The following is a 17,928-nucleotide window of genomic DNA, read 5'->3' as shown; positions in this document are numbered from 1 at the left end:
ATTGGAAGGTCCGGTGGGCATGCGTATCACGCTGCAGATTGAGAATGTTGATCGGCTGGAAACCGGGGGGCAGGTATCCTATAGCTGCGCGGACCGCGGTTTCGATATCGGCCGACACGAACATCTTGATTGGAGCTTGCCCGATCCTCAACGCGTCATCTCCGGAAGACATTGTGAAGTACGATATGAGGGCGGACAATATGTTCTTTACGATGTGTCAACCAACGGTACGTTCTTGAACGGCAGTCCAAACCGCATGGACAAGGAACACGTCCTGCGCCCTGGCGACAAAGTAATGATTGGCGACTACATCATTGTTGTGTCGCTTGATGTTGATGAGAGCCATGGAAGCATGGCGAGTGTTTCACCAAATCCGGCCCCACCACAATGGCAAGCTCCACAGCCCGCAGCACCTGCAATGCCGGATCCGGCCTGGCCATCGGCCCCGCCGGCCCACCAGCATGCGCCTTATCCGGTCGAGCAACAAGGTGGCCCGTGGGCGTCCAGCCCGGCTGGTATGGAGGGACGACACGCTCCGCCGTCTTCCGCGCCAGGCATAGGCACACCGGCCGATGACGTTTGGAGCCGACAGGGGCACGGCTGGGGAAGCGCCGACCCATCTCTCTATGATCCACACGCAAGAGCGCCCGAACCAGAGCAGGTGCGGCCTGCACTTGCCGATCCTATGGATCACCTGGCCGATCAACCGCATTTGAACCGACCGGAAATGGCCGCCGCCACTCCCGCCTTTCCGCAGCAGGATGCGCCACAATCGGATCTCGGCAGTTCGCCCTTTCCAGCTCTGAGCGACGGAGAAGCTGGAGCTGAAGGCGAAAAACCGCTTTTCAACATGCCAGATCTCGGGCGATCTGATGCTGAAGTAGAAACGCCTCAGGCGCCACCTCCGCCACAGCCTGAACCCCAAACGGACGCACCTTTTCCAGAAGCTCCGGATTGGGCGGCTGCGCAAATCGTTGAAAAAGCCGCCAGCGCAGAAGAAACAGCGCCCGAAACAATTCCAGATCCACCGAAGGCTGATATGCCGGTTGCCCCGGCAGAGCAGCCGGAGGAAACTGTTTCAGAGCCGATTGTTGACAAATCTGCGCTGCGCGCAGCACCCGAAGTTTCGGTCAATTTTATCAAGGCCTTCGCAGAAGGGGCTGGCATTCCTGAAGACGCTCTGCAGGGCAGGGACCAGGAAGCATTTGCCCGAGAGCTCGGTGTCATCATGCAAGGCATTACGAGCGACCTGATGGGGCTGCTGCAAGCACGCAGTCAGGTCAAAGCCATGACGCGCAATGCCAATCGAACCCTGATCAGTCGGAGCGGCAACAACGCGTTGAAGTTTTCGCCGACACCTCAGATGGCGCTGCAGACAATGCTGTCTCAAGGCGCTGAGGAGAACGGGTATTTGCCGATGGACCGCGCGATGACTGCCGCGTTCAAGGACATTCAGAAGCATCATGTTTGGACCTACGCCGCGATGCAAAAGGCCGCGGCAAGATTTGATGAAACGCTTTCGCCCAAGGCCATCGAAGCTGAAGGTCAGGTGGCCAAAAGTACTTTTGGAAATCAAAAGGTGAAACTCTGGGAGCGCATGCAGGAGCGCTGGACCTCTTTGTCCGGTGCTTACGACGATGGTTTGGTCGGTGTGTTCACCCAGTATTTCACTGAGAGCTATGAAGAACTGACAAGTGAAGATCCGGAACAAAATTCCGGACTGTGATTGAATTGATTTTTTGCTTTGCGTTCAATGAGTATGAGCGCTGAAAGAGTTAAGGGAGCAGAGCCTTAATGTCGTGGTATAGCAAGGTTGCATGGACCGAAGGCTTGTTTTTGCGGCCGCACCACCTTCAGCAGAGCGACCGTTACGGGGAGCATCTGCTTGATGAACGGGTTCGGCTGGCGTCCCCTTATCCCTGGGGTTTCTCGGAGATCGAAATTGACCAGGATGTCGGGCAGCAATGCCGCTTTGCTCTTCGATACGGACGCGGGATATTCCCCGATGGTACGGTTTTCAACTTTCCAGCAGACGGAACACCGCCACCGGCGATAGACGTCCCGGAAGATGCGGCGGGACAGATCGTCTGGCTCGGAATTCCTGAGACAACAGTCAATGCGGTTGAAGTTGCAAGTGGCCGTGACGATGCCGCCACGCGCTACATCCAGGGCCGCGAGACTATCATCGATTCCACATCTGCTATCCGGCAGGAGGAAGAGATAGATGTTGCGCATCCAAGGTTGATGTATTCGATCAGATCAACTCCCCATCCAGGACATGTCTGCCTGCCGGTTGCACGGATCACGGAGATCAAGGATCGTATCGTCATAACCGACGGCACATTTGCGCCGCCCGTACTGGCTTGTCATGTGCATCCCGCGGTTACGGGGTGGATCGATTCCGTGATTGGTTGGGTTGAGCGTAAATTGAGCGAACTCGCTCGTTATGCAGCGGATACGTCAGCTGGTGGCGGATTGCAGAATTTCGACTATCTGACCTTGCAGATGCTGAACAGGATCCATCCGATGCTGATGCATCTGCGTAAGTCGGCCTATATCCATCCGGAGCGGCTTTATGCGGAGTTCCTCCAGATTGCTGGCGAACTCGCAACCTTCGCGACGGAGGAGCGCCGAGCCCGCAACTATCCCGTTTACGACCACGACAAGCTGCATGAAATCTTCAAACCGGTGTTGTCTGATATCCAGGCGTTCCTGTCGGCAGGTTACGATCGCCGTGCGATCAGGCTTCCTCTGGAACAATTGGCTCCGAACGCCTTCAAGTCGACGATCGTCGATCGAAACCTGTTCTCGCAGGCGAGTTTTGTCATCGAAGTGGCTGCCCGTCGTCCGCTCACCGAGATCCAGAGCGAGTTTCCGAAACTGTTCAAGGTAGGCCCCTTCGGCCAGATGCGGCAGATTGTTTATTCCAACTTGCCGGGCATTCCGCTAATTCACATGCCGGTTCCACCTGCACAGATCCGGGCGTTGACGGATCGCGTCTATTTCAGGCTCGATAAGACGACGCCACTTTGGCGTGAGTTCAGCCAGGATTCGGCAATCGGTCTGCAATTCTCGGGCAACTGGCCGGATTTGCAGCTTGAATTCTATGCCATTCGGGAGGGCCGTTGATGGCGGATAACGACGATCCCTTTGGCGTTTCCAAACGAAAGGGAAAAACCATCGTCCGGCCCAATCCCGGGGGACGATGGAGTGAGACACAGCAAGGTAGCCCACCCGGGCAGCCGGGCCAGCCACCACAAGCGCCTCCAGGCCAGGTGCCGCCGCAGGCGCCGCCACAAGCGCGTCCGGGCGGCGCTCCTGATCCTTGGCAGGGAGGTCCAGGTTCCGGGCCAGATCCCTATGCACCGACACCAACCGGCTATGAATACGGGCAACAACAGGCTCCGGACATCCGGACACCTCCACCCCAACAACCTCAGCATCCGGTGCCGCCGCAACAACCGGCTCCCCCGCCGGCTGGAACGCCGGCGCCCGGAGCCGTCCAGTTAGAACACACTCCCGACATCAATGAGATCCGTGTTGCGAACCGCAACCCGATTTCAAGGGCTGCAGCCCCGCTGCTTTTGTTGCTGGGACGCTTGCATCTGACTATGACGGACGCCCAGTTCGATGCATTGATGCGCGATGTCTACAATTCCATCAAGACGTTCGAGAAGGACCTCAGAAACGCCGGCATAACGGACGATCAGATCCAGTCCGCAGCCTACGCCTTGTGTGCGACATCCGACGACATTGTCCAAAACCTACCCTCTGCCGGCCGGCATCAATGGACGCAGTATTCCATGCTGACCCAGTTTTTCGGTCAGGCCACCGGTGGTGTCGAATTCTTCCAGCTTTTGGAAAAGGCAAAGCAGGACCCGGGCCGAAACTTTGGCGTTCTTGAGGTCATGCATTCATGCTTGTCCCTCGGTTTTTACGGAAAGTATCGGGCAATCCAGGGCGGTCAGCAGGGCCTTGAGCGTGAACGCCGGGATCTGCATGAAATATTGCGGCGTGTGAGACCACGACCTGGTGACGACCTGTCTCCACATTGGCGTGGGCTTGAACTGCTTCAAAGGCGCACGGGTTTTTCCATCCCGATCTGGTCGGTTGCAGCTGTTGCCGGCGCGTTGCTGCTTGGAGGATATGTGACGCTCATGCTGCTGTTGGCAAGCGGCAGCGAAGTGATCGCAAGTCGCGCAACGGCGCTCTACCCAACAGGACCTGTTGAACTCGCCCGCGAGGGCTATCAACCGAAGCCACCGCCTGCACCGGAGCCACCGGCAGATTCGACCATAGACACGGTCTCGGAACAATTGGCCGGTTTGGAGGGCGTCGAAATTCAGCAAGCGGGTCCAGCGATCATGTTGCGCATGCGTGCTCAGTTTGACGTGGCGGCGGCCACGTTACGACCCGAGTTTCAGCTGTTGGTCGAGCAGGTCAGTCAGACGCTAGATGGTGTCGATGGTGAGATTCTCGTTGTCGGGCACACGGACAGCGATCCGATCCGGAACAATCCGAGATTTCCGACAAATTGGCACCTTTCGGTGGAGCGGGCCAAATCCGTTGCTGCAGTCATGCAATCCATTTTGCAGCAGCCCGACAGGGTGGCAGTGGAAGGGCGGGGCGCAGATGAACCGATTGCGCCCAACACAAGCCGTGACGGCAAGGCTCTCAACCGCAGGGTGGAAGTTTTCCTGAAACCGCCGACCAAAGGTCTGGTGATCAACAATTAGTCTCCGGGGCAACCGAATAACAAGGCTGTATAAATGAAATTCTGGCTCGGTATTACGGCAATTTTTATAGGCATTCTTGCCTTGATCGCCCTGATCTGGTTTGGCGGCCCGTTTTTGGCAATTGCAGGTGTTCGCCCCTTCGAACCACTGTGGGTACGACTGCTCCTAGCCTCGATCATATTGCTGACAATCGGTGGCTGGCAGGTTTACCGGATCTACAAACGTGTTGCGGCCAATCGCGCACTTGAGCAGGAAATCCTTCAACCCAAGGCGAGCGACGAAGACATTCAGATCATGTCTGAACGCATGAAGGATGCCCTCAAGACGCTTAAGTCTGCCAGTGGTAACACGCGCACCTACCTTTACGACTTGCCCTGGTACTTGATGATCGGACCGCCCGGCTCAGGCAAAACCACTGCCTTGATGCATTCCGGCTTGAAATTCGCCAACTCTCGCGGCAAGGGCGAAGCGCAAAAGCTCGAAGGACTGGGGGGAACACGCTACTGCGACTGGTGGTTCGCTGAAAATGCGGTTCTGATTGATACCGCAGGACGATACACAACACAGGATTCCGACGAAGAGCATGATCGGGATGCCTGGTTGGGCTTCTTGAAGATCCTGCGGAAGGCGCGCCCGCGGCAACCGGTCAATGGCGTGATGGTGTCGATCAGTCTGGAAGACCTGATGACGCTGTCCGAAGCGGAGCTCAAACTTCACACGGACGCCATCAGAACCCGTCTGATCGAGCTTTACAAGACGCTGAAAATCGACTTTCCGGTCTATGTGATTTTCACAAAAGCCGATACCGTTGCCGGTTTCATGGAGTTCTTTGGCTCTTACCCGGAAAGCAGGCGCTCACTTGTCTGGGGCGCAACGTTCCAGACGCGCGAAAAGAACAAGAACATGGTCGCCGAAACGCCGGCGGAATTCGATCTTCTGATCGAGCGTTTGAACGAGGAAATGGCGGATCGCCTGCAGGAAGAACCCGACCCGCGTGCCCGCCTGATGCTCTATGGCTTTCCGACTCAGGTGGCCGCGCTCAAGGACCGCATCACAGGCTTCCTCAATGCCATTTTCGAGCCGAGCCGGTATTATCCGAACGCCGTCCTGCGAGGCTTCTATTTTACATCTGGCACCCAGACCGGCACGGCAATCGACCGCGTGATTGGCTCAATGAGTCAGGCGTTTGGCACTGCGTATCAGCAGGCTGCTCTATCAGGTCAGGGAAAAAGTTATTTCCTGCGAGACCTGCTGACGAAGGTTATCATCGGTGAAGCTGGCTGGGTTACCCACAATCGACAAGTGGTGCGGTGGGCAACAGCTACCAGGATTGCCGCTTATTCTGTGATCGTACTGGCAACTCTAGGTCTCGGCAGTATTTGGACAATTAGCTATTTCAACAACAAGGCTCTTATAGATGAGACTGCCAAGGCGGTCGCAGCTGTGCGGGCGGAAGGCGAGGGCGTCCTCGATCAACGTATCGTGCGCGATGATAGCCTGCGCGATACAGCTTATATCCTTTCTCTCTTGAGAGGGTTGCCGGCTGGCTACGACACCCGGGATGACCCGACACCGATGATGGAAAAGTTCGGTCTCAGTCAGCGGGAGAGACTGCAAGCTGCTGGTATCACATCCTATCGAAGCGGATTGGAAAGGCTGCTCCGGCCACGTCTGTTGCTGCGAATTGAAGAACAGATGACCGATGTCCTGGACAACCGAACGGCTCCGGGCGGTGAAGCCATTGATCAGCTTTATAATCTGACCAAGCTTTACCGGATGGTTGCGGGCGATGCGCCTGAGATTGACAAAGACCAGATCAAAAACTCCTTCCGCGCAGACTTCCTGCAAAGTTTCCCTGGTCCGCAAGGTGAAGTGCTGCGCAACGAACTCAACACTCACGTCACTGCGATGTTGGATTTGGATTTCGGTGGCAACGTCATGACGGACCAGTTGGACGGTGTGCTGGTGGCCGAAGTGCAACGTGAATTGGCGCGCGTCAGCCTCGCTGAACGCGGCTATGCGTTGCTGAAGTCACGTGCGAAAGGCCTGGCCAGCGACAATTGGGTTGCCGAGCAGCGCGGCGGACCGGACATGGTGACAGTGTTTGAAACCGTCAACGGAGACACTTTGGACACCGTCGCTGTCGACAAGTTTTTCACTTACCCAGGTTTTCATCTTTCCGTGTTGCCTAACCTGGCCGGAATTCGGGAAGAACTGGAACGAGACAAGTGGGTCTTTGGCGACATCAGTGAGGCGAATGCCTTCTCCGACCAATATCAATCGCTTCCCAGTGAAATTCTTGGTCTCTACACCAAGGACTTCATCGAAGCCTGGGAAGAAGCCCTAGGAAATCTTAAGTTCAAGTCAATGCGGGCTGACAAGCCGCTTTATACGACATTGCAGGCAGTCTCCGCGCCAACCTCTCCTGTCGTCCAACTCCTCGAAAGCATACGAAACGAAACGTCGCTGACACAGGACCTAGCCAGTCAATCTCTCGCAGATGCGGTGTCCAGCGGCAACGCAGCGGATGCGGGAGCGGATGCGGCGCAAAAAGTGTTCCAGCGTTACGTATTCGATGCGGCTGGCGGATTGAAGCGCATCGGAATTGAGGCAGGGTTGAAGGTCCTTGCCCCCGGCGGCATCGCAAATGCCGTGGGCGGGTCAGGTGGCAACAGTGGTCCGACTATCATTCCGGGCAAGGCCATCGAAGATCATTTCCGACCTTATCACGTGCTCGTTGAAGGTGAAAACAGCCGCAAGATCGATGCCTTGTTGCTGAATTTTAAAAATATTCTGGACAATCTCCTGGTCGTTGCCAACAACCCGCTTCAAAGCGAAACCGCAAACTCAAATGTCCAGATTCAGGCATCGCTGCTTCGGAGCAATGCCACGCGTTTCCCCAATCCGTTTGATCAATTGATCCTGCAGTCGGCCAAGGAATTTGATGAGGAGTTCAAGGAAACGTCGATTACCCAACTGAATGAAAAACTGAAGTCGCAAGTCGTTGAACAGTGTCGGCAGATCGTTGGCAGAAACTATCCGTTCTCCAATGGCCGCTCCGAGGTGCCGATGACGGAATTTGCAAAGCTGTTCTCACCGTCAGGCATTATGCAGCGGTTTTTCGACGAAAACCTGAAACCGCTGATAGACACCACTTCGAGACCATGGAACTGGAAACCGGAGGTCTCGCAGGCAGACCGGCTTTCCAATGCGACGCTGCGCCAATTCGAACGGGCAGACCTCATCAAGCAGGCCTTCTTCCCGACTGGCAACGCATTCCCTTCAGTTGGTCTTCAGGTTGTTCCAAGGGCATTGTCGCAACAGGCTGATGCTGCCAGTTTGGAGGTAAATGGCAACCTTGTGCTGGTTACGCGCGGCCCAGGGTTCAATGCAGATATTGAGCCGCTTCCAGCCAGCTTCGATTGGCCGAGCAACACGGCGACGCCAAGAGTTGTTCTGGTGATACAGCCTGAAGTGCCAGGGTATCGCTCACGGCAGGAAATCCACGGGGATTGGGCGTTTTACCGCTTTGTGAGGGCCAATCGGGTCAGTTCAGGTCAGAACAAGTTTGTCATTCGGAAAACGCTCGGTGGCCGCCAGGTAGCCTTTACGGTGACGCTGCGCTCCAAGCCCAATCCTTTCTTTTTGTCTGCTGTTGGAGACTTCAGCTGCCCCACGAGCTTCTAAGCGAATGGGGGCCGGGTATTTTGGAAAACTGGCAGCAAGGGCGGACTTTGTGACCGCAAACTGCCCTGCCGGTTTCATGAGACTGTGGGAGCCCTTTCTGATGAAGGGGCTGGCGCAGTCACGGCTTGATTTAATAGAAGCCTGGGAGGAGGCCTATATGACCATGCCGGTCTGGCGGTTCTGGTTGACGCCGGCTCAGGGAGGCAGAGAACTGGGCATTGCCGTTGCCGGCGCGTTCATGCCGAGCATTGACAAGGTTGGGCGCGAGTTTCCACTTACCGTGGTCGCCCCGGCCGGAACCGGTTTGAATGGATCTCCCAATAGCGATTGGTATGACAAAGTCGAGGATCTTCTCCTAAAGACCCTGGAAGAAGAGGCGACTCTTGAAGCGTTTCAATCTGGCGTCAAGAAGCTTGAAGCACCGGTCGATCTGAACAACGTTTTCCATGGGGTGGACCAGGTTGCACTCGATGCAGCGCCAGACACCGGAGAACATCTGTTGTCGCAGTTTCGCTGTCAGGCCGGAGACCGGCCCATTGAGTTCAGCTGTCGGGGACTGCCGGACGCAGGCGCATTCCGATGGCTCATTTTGCCGGAGCAGCACAAGGTTGAAAGTGGGCAAGAAAAAGCGGCGGGGGAAAATCATGGGCGATATCATCCGGAGGATCATCGAACATGACCGAAAAAACACAAGGAGCCCTTAGAAGCTTCGCGGTCGGACAGACACATGTAGGACGGGTGCGGGAGGAAAACGAGGACGCTTATCTGGTTGATGAAGGGAAGGGTGTCTTCGCCGTAATGGACGGGGCCGGGGGCATGCATTGCGGTGCCATGGCATCTGGTCTGGTGAAGGAAGCACTCACAAGTATCACGCTTCCGCGCAGCGCTGAGGACCTTCTTGAACAATTCGAAGGCCGGTTGATTGTTGCAAAGGACAGAATAGAGCGGGCCTCAGCCAAAGCCGACGGTGCTGCGATGGGGACGACCATTGTCGCTCTATTGACCTATGCGGGTGCATTTGCCTGTCTTTGGGCGGGTGACAGTCGGGTCTATCGATTTCGAAACGGAATGCTGGAGCAGCTGACGACAGATCATACTGAGGTTCAGGAGCTCGTCGATCAGAATGTTCTGACCGTAGAAGAGGCTCGAAACTTTTCTCGGCGCCATGTCATTACGCGTGCGATTGGGTCCGGCCTTGAACTGGAACTGGAATTGGTATCTGGAAATCTGAGACCCGGTGACCGTTTTCTGCTTTGTTCCGACGGCTTGACCGGTCATCTTGATGATGCGGTGATCAAGACAATGTTGATGAACGGTGCACCTGACATGACGGCTAGAAGCCTGATCAATGGCGCACTTGAGGGTGGCGGAAGCGACAATGTGACCGTCGTAATCGTGGATTTTGACCGCAATGTAGCGGTTTGAGGAGCAGCTGCTGATGAACCCGGCCGACAATTTGCTGCCGCAAGGAACGCGTCTCAACAATCTCTATGAGATTGAGGAGCACATTGCCGACGGCGGTATCGGAACGGTTTATCGCGCACGCGACGTGGAGAGCGGGGACCCCGTCGCGATCAAGGTTCTGCTTGCAAGCTTTTCCCGGGACACAATGATTGTCGACCTCTTCAAGAGGGAAGCCAAAATCCTCCGGAACCTCAAGCACGACGCTCTGACGCAATACTATGTCTTCGCCAAAGAACCGACATTGGGCGTTTATTATCTGGCCATGGAGTTTGTCAGCGGTCCTTCGCTGCACTCGCGCCTGGAGTCCGGGCCACTTGAACCTGAAGCGGTTTACAGGCTTGTCCAGCGGCTGGCATCAGCGCTGCAGGCAGTTCACGACAAGGAAGTCATTCACCGCGATCTGTCTCCCGACAATATAATTTTGCAAAACAGTGATGTCGGGCAGGCGAAGATTATCGACTTCGGCATATCACGTGCCAATACCGGAGGACCAACGATCATTGGCGATGGCTTCGCCGGAAAGGTCAATTACGTCTCGCCGGAACAAGTTGGCATATTCGACGGCAAGGTCACTGCACGCAGCGATATTTATTCCCTCGGTCTTGTGATTGCCGAGGCCTTGACGGGCAAGCAGATTGATATGGGAGGCACGCAGGCGCAGATCGTTGAGAAGCGCCGGATTGTTCCGTCGCTAGATGGCATCGACAATCGTTTCCGACCGCTTCTTGAAGCCATGCTGCAGCCTGACCCGGCAAACCGTCCTGCCAGCATGGCTGAGATCGCGGATTGGACACTGGGGGCGCCCATGGGCCGCCAGATGCCCGACAAGACGGTGATAAGGACTTCGGCTCCGCCGCCGGAACAGTCCGCACTTGATCACGAAGCACCGCCAGTGAACTGGGGACGGCGTATTCTCGTCGCTTTGTCACTGCTTGGTTTTGCCGGACTTGGAGCAGGCGGTGTCTATTTCATCGTTGGGCAGTCGGTGCCCGATCAGGATCAAAAACCGGTTCTGGTTGCTCCGCCTCGCGACAACGCGCCAGCAGCGCCAACTTTGCCGACAAACCTGACACCAGATGATGGATCGTCTGGCGAAACCTCTGTGGAGGATCCATCGCCAACCACAAATGACGAAAAAAATACGGTTCCGGACATTCCCATACCTGAAAAACAAGACCTGCGCCCCTCGGTGAATGGCAATGAAACAGACAACAAATTACCGCCTCCGATCACGCCACAACAGGATCAGCCGCAAGAGACTTTGAAACCCGAAGACAGAATTCGGAGCTTTGTCAGCAGTTACCAGGCAGGTGATTGCATGTATCTCCAGCCAGTCGAGATTGCGAGCCGCTCGGCAGAAATTGAAGGTTTTGCCTCACGGACACCGCCGTTTATCGCTTTTGACAGCGATTTCACGCAGTCCCAAGGATTTGAGGCCAAAATTCAGGTTAACTTGATCAGCGATGATCAGTGCCCTGCCGTGGCATTCCTCAGAGGCACGCCTGAGGGCAACGCCCAAACAGAACTTCATCTGGACATGCAGCGCACCGTCATTCCGAACGGAAGCAATATGGCAGGCCGAATTTCAGGCTATGATCCGGCGACCGGGGAACTCGGTTTGCTCTATGTCGGCAGCAAGGGCGAAGTGGTAAACCTGTCGCCATTCCTCCAGACGGACAATGGCGGGGCAGGGTTTGTTGTTCCTTTGAGCTTGAAAAGCGCAGTTGAAGAAACCGGCCTGGTGATTGCAATGGTCGGGCCCGATGTTGCGCAGTCGCTTTCAAATCGATCCGAGAAACAGGCCTCAGCCTTCTTTGACAACCTCATGCAGGAGGTTGCGGTCTTGCGTGCAACTGCAACGACGGTCAAGGTGGTTCCGTAAGGGACTGTCGCTGATGAGTGTGAAGCTGTCGTGAAGCGCTATACAAAACCGATACATCTTCAGGAACTGATCCCCCAGCGGAGAGCCGATTCTTCGTTGGCGCTTATAAATGTTGTCTTTCTTTTGCTGTTGTTTTTGCTGGTAGCCGGCACACTTCGCCCACCTTTGCCTGATGACTTTCAATGGGCCGAGACCGTAAATGACGAAGGGACCGGGAGCATACAAGGCAGCCTTGCTCTCGATAAATCGGGGGAGATCTGGCTCGACGGCAACAAACTGGAAGGGGACGAGCTAGCTCAATTTTTGAAGAGCAGGGTGGACGTATCCGACAAATTGACCCTGCAAATCGATCGACGCACCAAAATGGGCGATCTGACCGCACTTGCTGAAGAACTGAAAGCAGGCGGAATTCGAAAGATTACTCTTGTCACTATTGAGGCGGATGGCTCGTGACGACGGTCCTCTATAATCAGGATGGGCAATGGAGCATTCCGGGCTATATCTGGCCTGCCGTTTTGGGCACATCGCTGGCGGCACATGTTTCAATTGTTCTGTTTGGGTTGGAGGACTTTTCCTGGCAAGTTCAGGAACCGCCAGTTCCGCCCGAAGCCGAAATTGTGCTTGAAAGCGGTGGTCTGGATTTTGAGGCTATTTCAGGCGTCACAATAGCCCCGCAAGACGTGATCGCCGCTGACAATGTGTCGGTCGTTCAACCGACGGAAATATCGCAACCTGTACTTCAACAGCCGCCTTCAATCATTTCACAGCCTGTTGAGAGTGCAGCTCTCAAGCCGGTTCAAACGCTGGCAGTGTCAGTACCCAGTTCATCCGCAGTATCCATCGCCACGGTTGACCCAAGCAACACGATTGTTGTTGAAGCTCAAGAAAGCATCGCACCAGAAGCTGCTACGCAGCCGGACGCCCAGACTAAACCAACAACGATTGAAAAAATCGATCCCAGTGTTGACGTTGTTGCAACCACAGTTCCTTCGACCGTCACCGAAGCTGTGGTACCAACGTCCCCAACAAGCACCGTGGTCTCGCTTGCACCTGTTACCGCAACGGATGTTGTTACACCGGCCTTAGTACCGTCACCCGTGAGTTCGGGGGCAAACGCAGCCACTGTCAATTCTGCGCCCGTTGCCGCACCGACTGGCGTTGTTACGCCTGTGACGGCGAATACAGTCGAGACAGAGGACGATGATGTCGTTGTGTCTACCGGGACCGGGCCTTCGGTAGAGTTAACGGCACCTGTCACGGCTGTTACTCCTTCTCAAAGTGAAGCAATTGCCGTCACTTCAGCTGAAGCGCCTTCAACGCAAGCTGTGTCACCGCAAGTGTCTTCAGCCCAAGAAGGGGCAGCAAGCAGCACTGTTGTTCCCAGTTCGGTCACTGTCGCGACGCCTACGTCTTCAGTTCAAACAGTACGACCGGCGGAACAACAATTCGCAGCCATTCGTCCTTCCGAAACGGAGCTTGCGGCAATTGCGCCAACCGAACCCCAGCAGTCTGCAATATCCGCATCGCCGCAGTCCTCAGATCCAACACCAAGTGTTCCGCCAGTTGAACTTGCCAGTATCGATCCGCTGGCTAAGGTCACGAATTATGTCGCTGATTACGATGCTGGAGAGTGCGCTCATCTTTCAGTGATGTCTGCAGGTACTGACACGGCGTCGGTAACTGCCTTCGGCGCAGGCATCGCGCCATTTGCAGTCTTCGACAAGAGTTTCGCGGCAAGTCAGGGTTATGAAGCCAATATCGAGTTGCGGCTCGTAACACGGCCCCAATGCGCTCTGCTGGATGCTATTGGATTTTCCCGAGGTATTGAGGCGGCGGGGCTTGTTGAACTTGAAAGGACCGTCGTCAAAAGCGGATCCAGTGTTTCCGGGCTGATTCAGCGCGACTTGCCGATCGAGCGGATTGCAGCTGCCGAAACTGCTGGCTTGGAACTGAATGGCAAGGGACCACCAGAAATCTACCTGATTGATGACGCCGGGAGCATTCATGACGGCCGAGAGTTCATACTGCCGGCTTCGAACGCTGCAACAGCTGGTGGCTGGCGGTTTGCCATTCCTGTTACGTTGATCTCCAGGGTCAATGAAGAAACGGCCTTGTTGCTGGCGATCTGGAACCGACCTAAAGACCGGCAGCCTGGCCGTTTCAGCAAACTTGGCGCAAACAGGATTGCCGAGGTGCTTGAAGCGCCGGGGGTTTACTCCTTGTCTGCCTTCAAGGTTTTACGTTGAAGCAACGGTTGAAAAACTGCCAGCGGTAAAGACGCCAGTCAAAAGCACTTCAAGAGCTGCCCGTTCCTTTTCCAACCGGGTCTCGAACCATGTCACCGCGACGGAAACTGGTATGGCGACCGCTAGCCCGCAAGCGGTGGTCAATAGGGCAACCCATATCCCACCGGCGAGTGTCGCCGGATTTGCCGCAGCCCCGGATTCCTGAAGCGTTTGAAAGGTATCGATCATGCCCAGAACTGTGCCGAACAGTCCCAGGAGCGGCGCAATCTGAGTGACCAAGTCCAGCGCTTTCAACCAGCTGGCCAGTGCGAAAAGGCGGTCCGCGGCACGCGCCGATATCTCTTCCCGCAAGCGTTCCTCGCGAATGTCCCGTTCTTGTGAGGCGAGTGGCTGCTGATCGAGCATCTGGATGGCATCCATCGCGTTGCGCACCAGGGCGGCTGACAGCGAGCGATCCTTTATAAGGTTTTGAGCTGCCGTATTTCGCTCACCTGACCGCCACTGGGTCACAGCCTGGCGAACCATCCCGTGACGTCCTACGCGCGCGTTGGAAAACTGGAACACTTTTGCCAGAATTACGGCGAGCGCAGCGATTGAAATGGCCAGTAGTATGAGGACTACCGGTCCACCCAGCTCAAAAAGAGAAGAAAATGTATCACCCATAAAATGGTCGGGTCCCGTTATCGGCAGACAATCGCTCAGTCACCGAATTCAATCTCGGTGCGGTTTTTCAAGTCCAGCAAGTCCGGACAATAAACATCAGTAATCGCCGACGGAACGCAATTCAGAACATCGTTTATGTGCAGCCTGGAAAGACTGTCACAGGCCTTGCCGGCAAGGTCGAATTGAAGAACCTTTGTTTTCCCGGCCGAAATACGAGTGAAATCAAGGCGCAGGAACTGATCGACTAGTCCATCTTTGTTGAAGGCAACCATTTCCAGGCCCAGTTGGTTCATCGGTCTTTCCAAACCATTGGTCGCGATTATGGAGAGACGGCACCCGCCATCCGCTGTCGGCTGCGTGTGGTTGAGCTCCAAGCCTATCTTTCCGCCGGTTTCCTGGGCATGAACAGGGCTGGCGAGGGCTGCCCCCAATAGAATCAACACGGCAGTCCGAACAGTTTTTTGCATATACATACACCCCCAAAATGACGCCCCGGTAAAACAGCCTGACCGGGTCTTTAAATCTTCAGATCCCATTCAGTCATAAGACAGCAGAACGGTCCAGTCTTCGGCTCCTCCGGTTTCGATCTGAAAAAAATCAGCTTCGATCAAACCGCGTTGCCAGCATTGGTCACCATCATACACAACGAATTTTTCTTCACGAATGCAAAGAGTAATGTCGCCGACAAGCCTGCCTTCACCGAAACCGTCTGCCACGTGAAGATAGTATCCGGCACTCTTGAGCGGTTCCTGCAGAACCTGACTGCAGGCGTTCGAGGTGATCGTCCACCAGCCTTCCGTTCTTATGCCTTCATCAGTTTCATAGCCGATCGCTACATTCACAAGGTCGACTGAGCCATTGCACACTCGCAAGCCTGCTTCCGCCGACCGAGGCAGAGCAAAGCACGCCAGACAGGCGAGCAAGCCGAGCAGAGTGTATTTGCGTAAGTAGGATCGATCGCAATGTTCTGAGTTTTGTGCCTGCGACATCAAACGGTTACCAAGTTGCTTCTTCCAAGAACAACGCTACGGAAATGCATGAACGGGGTCAAATCTGGGATTAGGATTGTACATTTTAAAAAGAATACGAGACATTGGTGCTTCAAGTGCCAACGAAGCTTGTAGAAATGCTGTTCATACAGACCCCGCTTGCTAAACGCAGGCGTATTCCGCTGACGCCTTTGATCGACGTGATCTTTATTTTGATCATGTTCTTCCTGCTGTCTTCCACTTTTGGCGTCTGGCGACCGCTGGACGTTGGTATTGGTAGCAGCACGGCAGAAAAGACAAATGATCAACTGATAAACACCGGCGCGCCTTCTGTTTTGATTCAAATCGGGCAAGGGGCTAGCGCCGAAGGAATGACAATTGTCGTCAATGGCAGCTCTCTGGAGCTTATGGAGCTGTCGGCCGAATTGAACCGCTTGGCGGGGCTTGGAGCAGAAAGCGCAATTCTGCTTCCTGCAAAAGGTACCGAATTTCAGAGCGTGATCGAGATACTCGACGAAGCGCGCACATCCAATCTCAAGCGGATCAGTCTTAAATTGAACTGACGCAGATCTTTCAGAACCAACCCTGAAATGAATAGAGCCCGGCGTTCGAAGAAGCCGGGCTCTTTTGTCTTGGAGGACGCTTTATCAGCGGCCGATCGCGCCACCGATAATGCCGCCGACAACGCCGCCGATAAACGCCGCGCCAGCCGGGTTTACACCGCCACCGTTGTTGCTGCGTCGTGTGGTCGTGGTGTTGTTGGTCCGACGGGTCGTTGTCGACCTGCTGGTGCTGCTTCGCGAAGCTGCTGCGGCTTGTTGCTTCTGCCGCACTTCTGCTTGATATGCAGCATATTGAGCAGCGGTCTGGGTCGTCAGCAACGCATATTGCGCCGGTGTAAAGAAGCCGGTCGGAACAATGCCGTTGGCTGTCTGCCATCCAGCGACACCTGCGCGGGTTTTCGGACCGAAGGCGCCGTCCGGACGGCCCACGTCAAATCCTACAAGGTTGAGACGGGTTTGCACTTCACGACGAGCAGTCCGGTTCCAACCAAGCGAAGACTCTGTAACCTGCGTGCCTGGAATTGCTTTCTGCGGGTCGGGCATGGTTGCGACACCACCTGCTTGACCTGGAACAGCCGTAGCACCTGGGTTGACCGCAGCTACCTGACTTCCGGATTGCAAACGCTTGATGCTGTTGCGGGCAAAGTTTGTGAACGTGCCATTCGGATAAGCTTCTAGGTACGACTGGTAGTCGTCGACCGTGTTGCTGGCCTTGGCCGTTTCCCAGATCAGCTTTTCACGCTCCCAGTCAATAGTGGACTGGGTGGTTGCAGCAACTGCTGATGTTGTTGCGACCGGCTGAGGCGTTGTCGTAGGCGTCGTGCCGAGAGATGCAACTTCAGTTGTCGGACCACTTGCCACCGGTGCCTGCTTGTTGAGAAACACTTCGCCAATCAGGGAAGCATTGACCCAAGGACGCTGACGCTTTTCCGTTTCCTGATAAACGTCTCCGGTAACGCGAGTCATGACGGTCTGGATCGACGCGTTCGGGGTGTCGATATGCCGGATCAAAGCAGACGTAAACGGCGAGTTTGCGCCTTCACCGTCAAGAGCCACATCGCCGGGGCTGGTTGCAAAGGCGATAACCGAACCTTCACCACCGGTTTCTTCCATCTTGATTTCCGCAAGACCTTGGCCAACGCTGCCTGAGCGGGTCGGTCCCATGCGCCGAGAAAGCGTGCGTGCGAGCGGGTTGTCGCGACAGGCGTCAAGGAACACCATCTGCACTTTCACGTCCTTGGACATCTGGCGCATGATGAAGTCGACCGTGATGGTTTCGAAATCCAGTGAGGTTTCGTCTTCAATCGTCGCGTCAATTGGAACAAGGTGGTTTTGGCCGCCCACCTGCAGGCCATGCCCTGCATAAAACAGGATCGCGATCTCTGCGCCATAAGCCTTCTTTGCGAAGTTCATGACGGATCTGCGCATGTCGGTGTAGGTCTGATCCTGACCCGCAACGACATCAAATCCCAGGCTGCGCAGTTTGGCAGCCATCTGCTCTGCATCATTGGCTGGATTGGGTAGGGGTACTGTGTGTTCGTATGCGCCGTTGCCAAGAACCAGGGCAACACGCTTCGCGAGTGCCGGAGCTGTCCCTGCGATCAGTATTGCCAGCACGGCGATCATTCGTGTGAACATTTCAATGTCCTCTCGTCGATCTTAGGTTGCCTGTCGGGTGAGCCGATCTTGTTTTCGAGG

General features: G+C 55.4%; 14 protein-coding genes. 10 read left to right on the top strand and 4 right to left on the bottom strand.

Annotation, left to right across the window (positions count from 1 at the left end; all coding sequences use genetic code 11):
- Positions 1–19 precede the first annotated feature (19 nt).
- From tagH to ACZ1HV_RS03275, 9 genes are all read left to right on the top strand, one after another.
- Positions 20–1,726, top strand: coding sequence for a type VI secretion system-associated FHA domain protein TagH (gene tagH, locus ACZ1HV_RS03315; RefSeq protein ID WP_472717312.1), 1,707 nt, complete (start codon positions 20–22; stop codon positions 1,724–1,726).
- Between the two features lie 68 nt (positions 1,727–1,794).
- Positions 1,795–3,129 carry a type VI secretion system baseplate subunit TssK gene (gene tssK, locus ACZ1HV_RS03310; RefSeq protein WP_298820721.1) on the top strand — a complete coding sequence of 445 codons (1,335 nt, stop codon included), beginning with the start codon at positions 1,795–1,797 and terminating at the stop codon, positions 3,127–3,129.
- Complete coding sequence (gene icmH / locus ACZ1HV_RS03305; RefSeq protein WP_298820719.1) at positions 3,129–4,736, top strand: type IVB secretion system protein IcmH/DotU; 1,608 nt, start codon at positions 3,129–3,131, stop codon at positions 4,734–4,736. The genes tssK and icmH overlap by 1 nt, the downstream gene beginning before the upstream one ends.
- Positions 4,737–4,769: 33 nt before the next feature.
- On the top strand, positions 4,770–8,423 hold the full coding sequence (gene tssM / locus ACZ1HV_RS03300; protein WP_298820717.1) for a type VI secretion system membrane subunit TssM: 3,654 nt from the start codon (positions 4,770–4,772) through the stop codon (positions 8,421–8,423).
- A gap of 4 nt (positions 8,424–8,427) precedes the next feature.
- Complete coding sequence (gene tagF / locus ACZ1HV_RS03295) at positions 8,428–9,102, top strand: type VI secretion system-associated protein TagF (RefSeq protein WP_472717311.1); 675 nt, start codon at positions 8,428–8,430, stop codon at positions 9,100–9,102.
- A complete protein-coding gene (locus ACZ1HV_RS03290; RefSeq protein ID WP_472717310.1) occupies positions 9,099–9,848 on the top strand; it encodes a PP2C family protein-serine/threonine phosphatase in 750 nt (249 codons plus the stop codon). Before tagF ends, ACZ1HV_RS03290 begins: the two co-directional genes overlap by 4 nt.
- A gap of 13 nt (positions 9,849–9,861) precedes the next feature.
- The gene (locus ACZ1HV_RS03285) at positions 9,862–11,769 is read left to right on the top strand and encodes a serine/threonine-protein kinase (RefSeq protein WP_472717309.1); all 1,908 of its coding nucleotides are present in this window, start codon (positions 9,862–9,864) and stop codon (positions 11,767–11,769) included.
- Between the two features lie 30 nt (positions 11,770–11,799).
- On the top strand, positions 11,800–12,222 hold the full coding sequence (locus tag ACZ1HV_RS03280; RefSeq protein WP_298982028.1) for an ExbD/TolR family protein: 423 nt from the start codon (positions 11,800–11,802) through the stop codon (positions 12,220–12,222).
- Positions 12,219–14,015, top strand: a complete 1,797-nt coding sequence (locus tag ACZ1HV_RS03275; protein WP_472717308.1) for a hypothetical protein — start codon at positions 12,219–12,221, stop codon at positions 14,013–14,015. Before ACZ1HV_RS03280 ends, ACZ1HV_RS03275 begins: the two co-directional genes overlap by 4 nt.
- Here the strand turns inward: ACZ1HV_RS03275 and ACZ1HV_RS03270 are convergent.
- From ACZ1HV_RS03270 to ACZ1HV_RS03260, 3 genes are all read right to left on the bottom strand, one after another.
- Positions 14,007–14,678, bottom strand: coding sequence for a MotA/TolQ/ExbB proton channel family protein (locus ACZ1HV_RS03270; protein ID WP_298820704.1), 672 nt, complete (start codon positions 14,676–14,678; stop codon positions 14,007–14,009). The genes ACZ1HV_RS03275 and ACZ1HV_RS03270 overlap by 9 nt on opposite strands.
- A gap of 35 nt (positions 14,679–14,713) precedes the next feature.
- Positions 14,714–15,145, bottom strand: a complete 432-nt coding sequence (locus tag ACZ1HV_RS03265; RefSeq protein WP_472717307.1) for a hypothetical protein — start codon at positions 15,143–15,145, stop codon at positions 14,714–14,716.
- Between the two features lie 69 nt (positions 15,146–15,214).
- Positions 15,215–15,667: a DUF1036 domain-containing protein gene (locus ACZ1HV_RS03260; protein WP_472717306.1), complete on the bottom strand. Its 453-nt coding sequence runs from the start codon at positions 15,665–15,667 to the stop codon at positions 15,215–15,217.
- A gap of 116 nt (positions 15,668–15,783) precedes the next feature.
- On the opposite strand from ACZ1HV_RS03260, the gene ACZ1HV_RS03255 reads away from it, so the two are divergent.
- Entirely contained in the window at positions 15,784–16,230 is a 447-nt protein-coding gene (locus ACZ1HV_RS03255) for an ExbD/TolR family protein (protein WP_472717305.1), read from the top strand.
- A gap of 84 nt (positions 16,231–16,314) precedes the next feature.
- Here ACZ1HV_RS03255 and ACZ1HV_RS03250 read toward each other — a convergent pair whose 3' ends face one another.
- Positions 16,315–17,868, bottom strand: coding sequence for a caspase family protein (locus ACZ1HV_RS03250; protein ID WP_472717304.1), 1,554 nt, complete (start codon positions 17,866–17,868; stop codon positions 16,315–16,317).
- Positions 17,869–17,928: the final 60 nt, after the last annotated feature.

The organism is Roseibium sp. JB4-4, from assembly GCF_055693425.1.
Note: the sequence above shows the minus strand (reverse complement) of the source record. Positions and strands in the feature narration are given on the sequence as shown.

Coding starts and splice junctions, on each gene's coding strand:
- ACZ1HV_RS03290 (WP_472717310.1), top strand. CDS start 9,099: ATGACCGAAAAAACACAAGGAGCCCTTAGAAGCTTCGCGGTCGGACAG.
- ACZ1HV_RS03260 (WP_472717306.1), bottom strand. CDS start 15,667: ATGTCGCAGGCACAAAACTCAGAACATTGCGATCGATCCTACTTACGC.
- tagF (WP_472717311.1), top strand. CDS start 8,428: ATGGGGGCCGGGTATTTTGGAAAACTGGCAGCAAGGGCGGACTTTGTG.
- tssK (WP_298820721.1), top strand. CDS start 1,795: ATGTCGTGGTATAGCAAGGTTGCATGGACCGAAGGCTTGTTTTTGCGG.
- ACZ1HV_RS03285 (WP_472717309.1), top strand. CDS start 9,862: ATGAACCCGGCCGACAATTTGCTGCCGCAAGGAACGCGTCTCAACAAT.
- tagH (WP_472717312.1), top strand. CDS start 20: ATGCGTATCACGCTGCAGATTGAGAATGTTGATCGGCTGGAAACCGGG.
- ACZ1HV_RS03250 (WP_472717304.1), bottom strand. CDS start 17,868: ATGTTCACACGAATGATCGCCGTGCTGGCAATACTGATCGCAGGGACA.
- ACZ1HV_RS03270 (WP_298820704.1), bottom strand. CDS start 14,678: ATGGGTGATACATTTTCTTCTCTTTTTGAGCTGGGTGGACCGGTAGTC.
- tssM (WP_298820717.1), top strand. CDS start 4,770: ATGAAATTCTGGCTCGGTATTACGGCAATTTTTATAGGCATTCTTGCC.
- icmH (WP_298820719.1), top strand. CDS start 3,129: ATGGCGGATAACGACGATCCCTTTGGCGTTTCCAAACGAAAGGGAAAA.
- ACZ1HV_RS03265 (WP_472717307.1), bottom strand. CDS start 15,145: ATGCAAAAAACTGTTCGGACTGCCGTGTTGATTCTATTGGGGGCAGCC.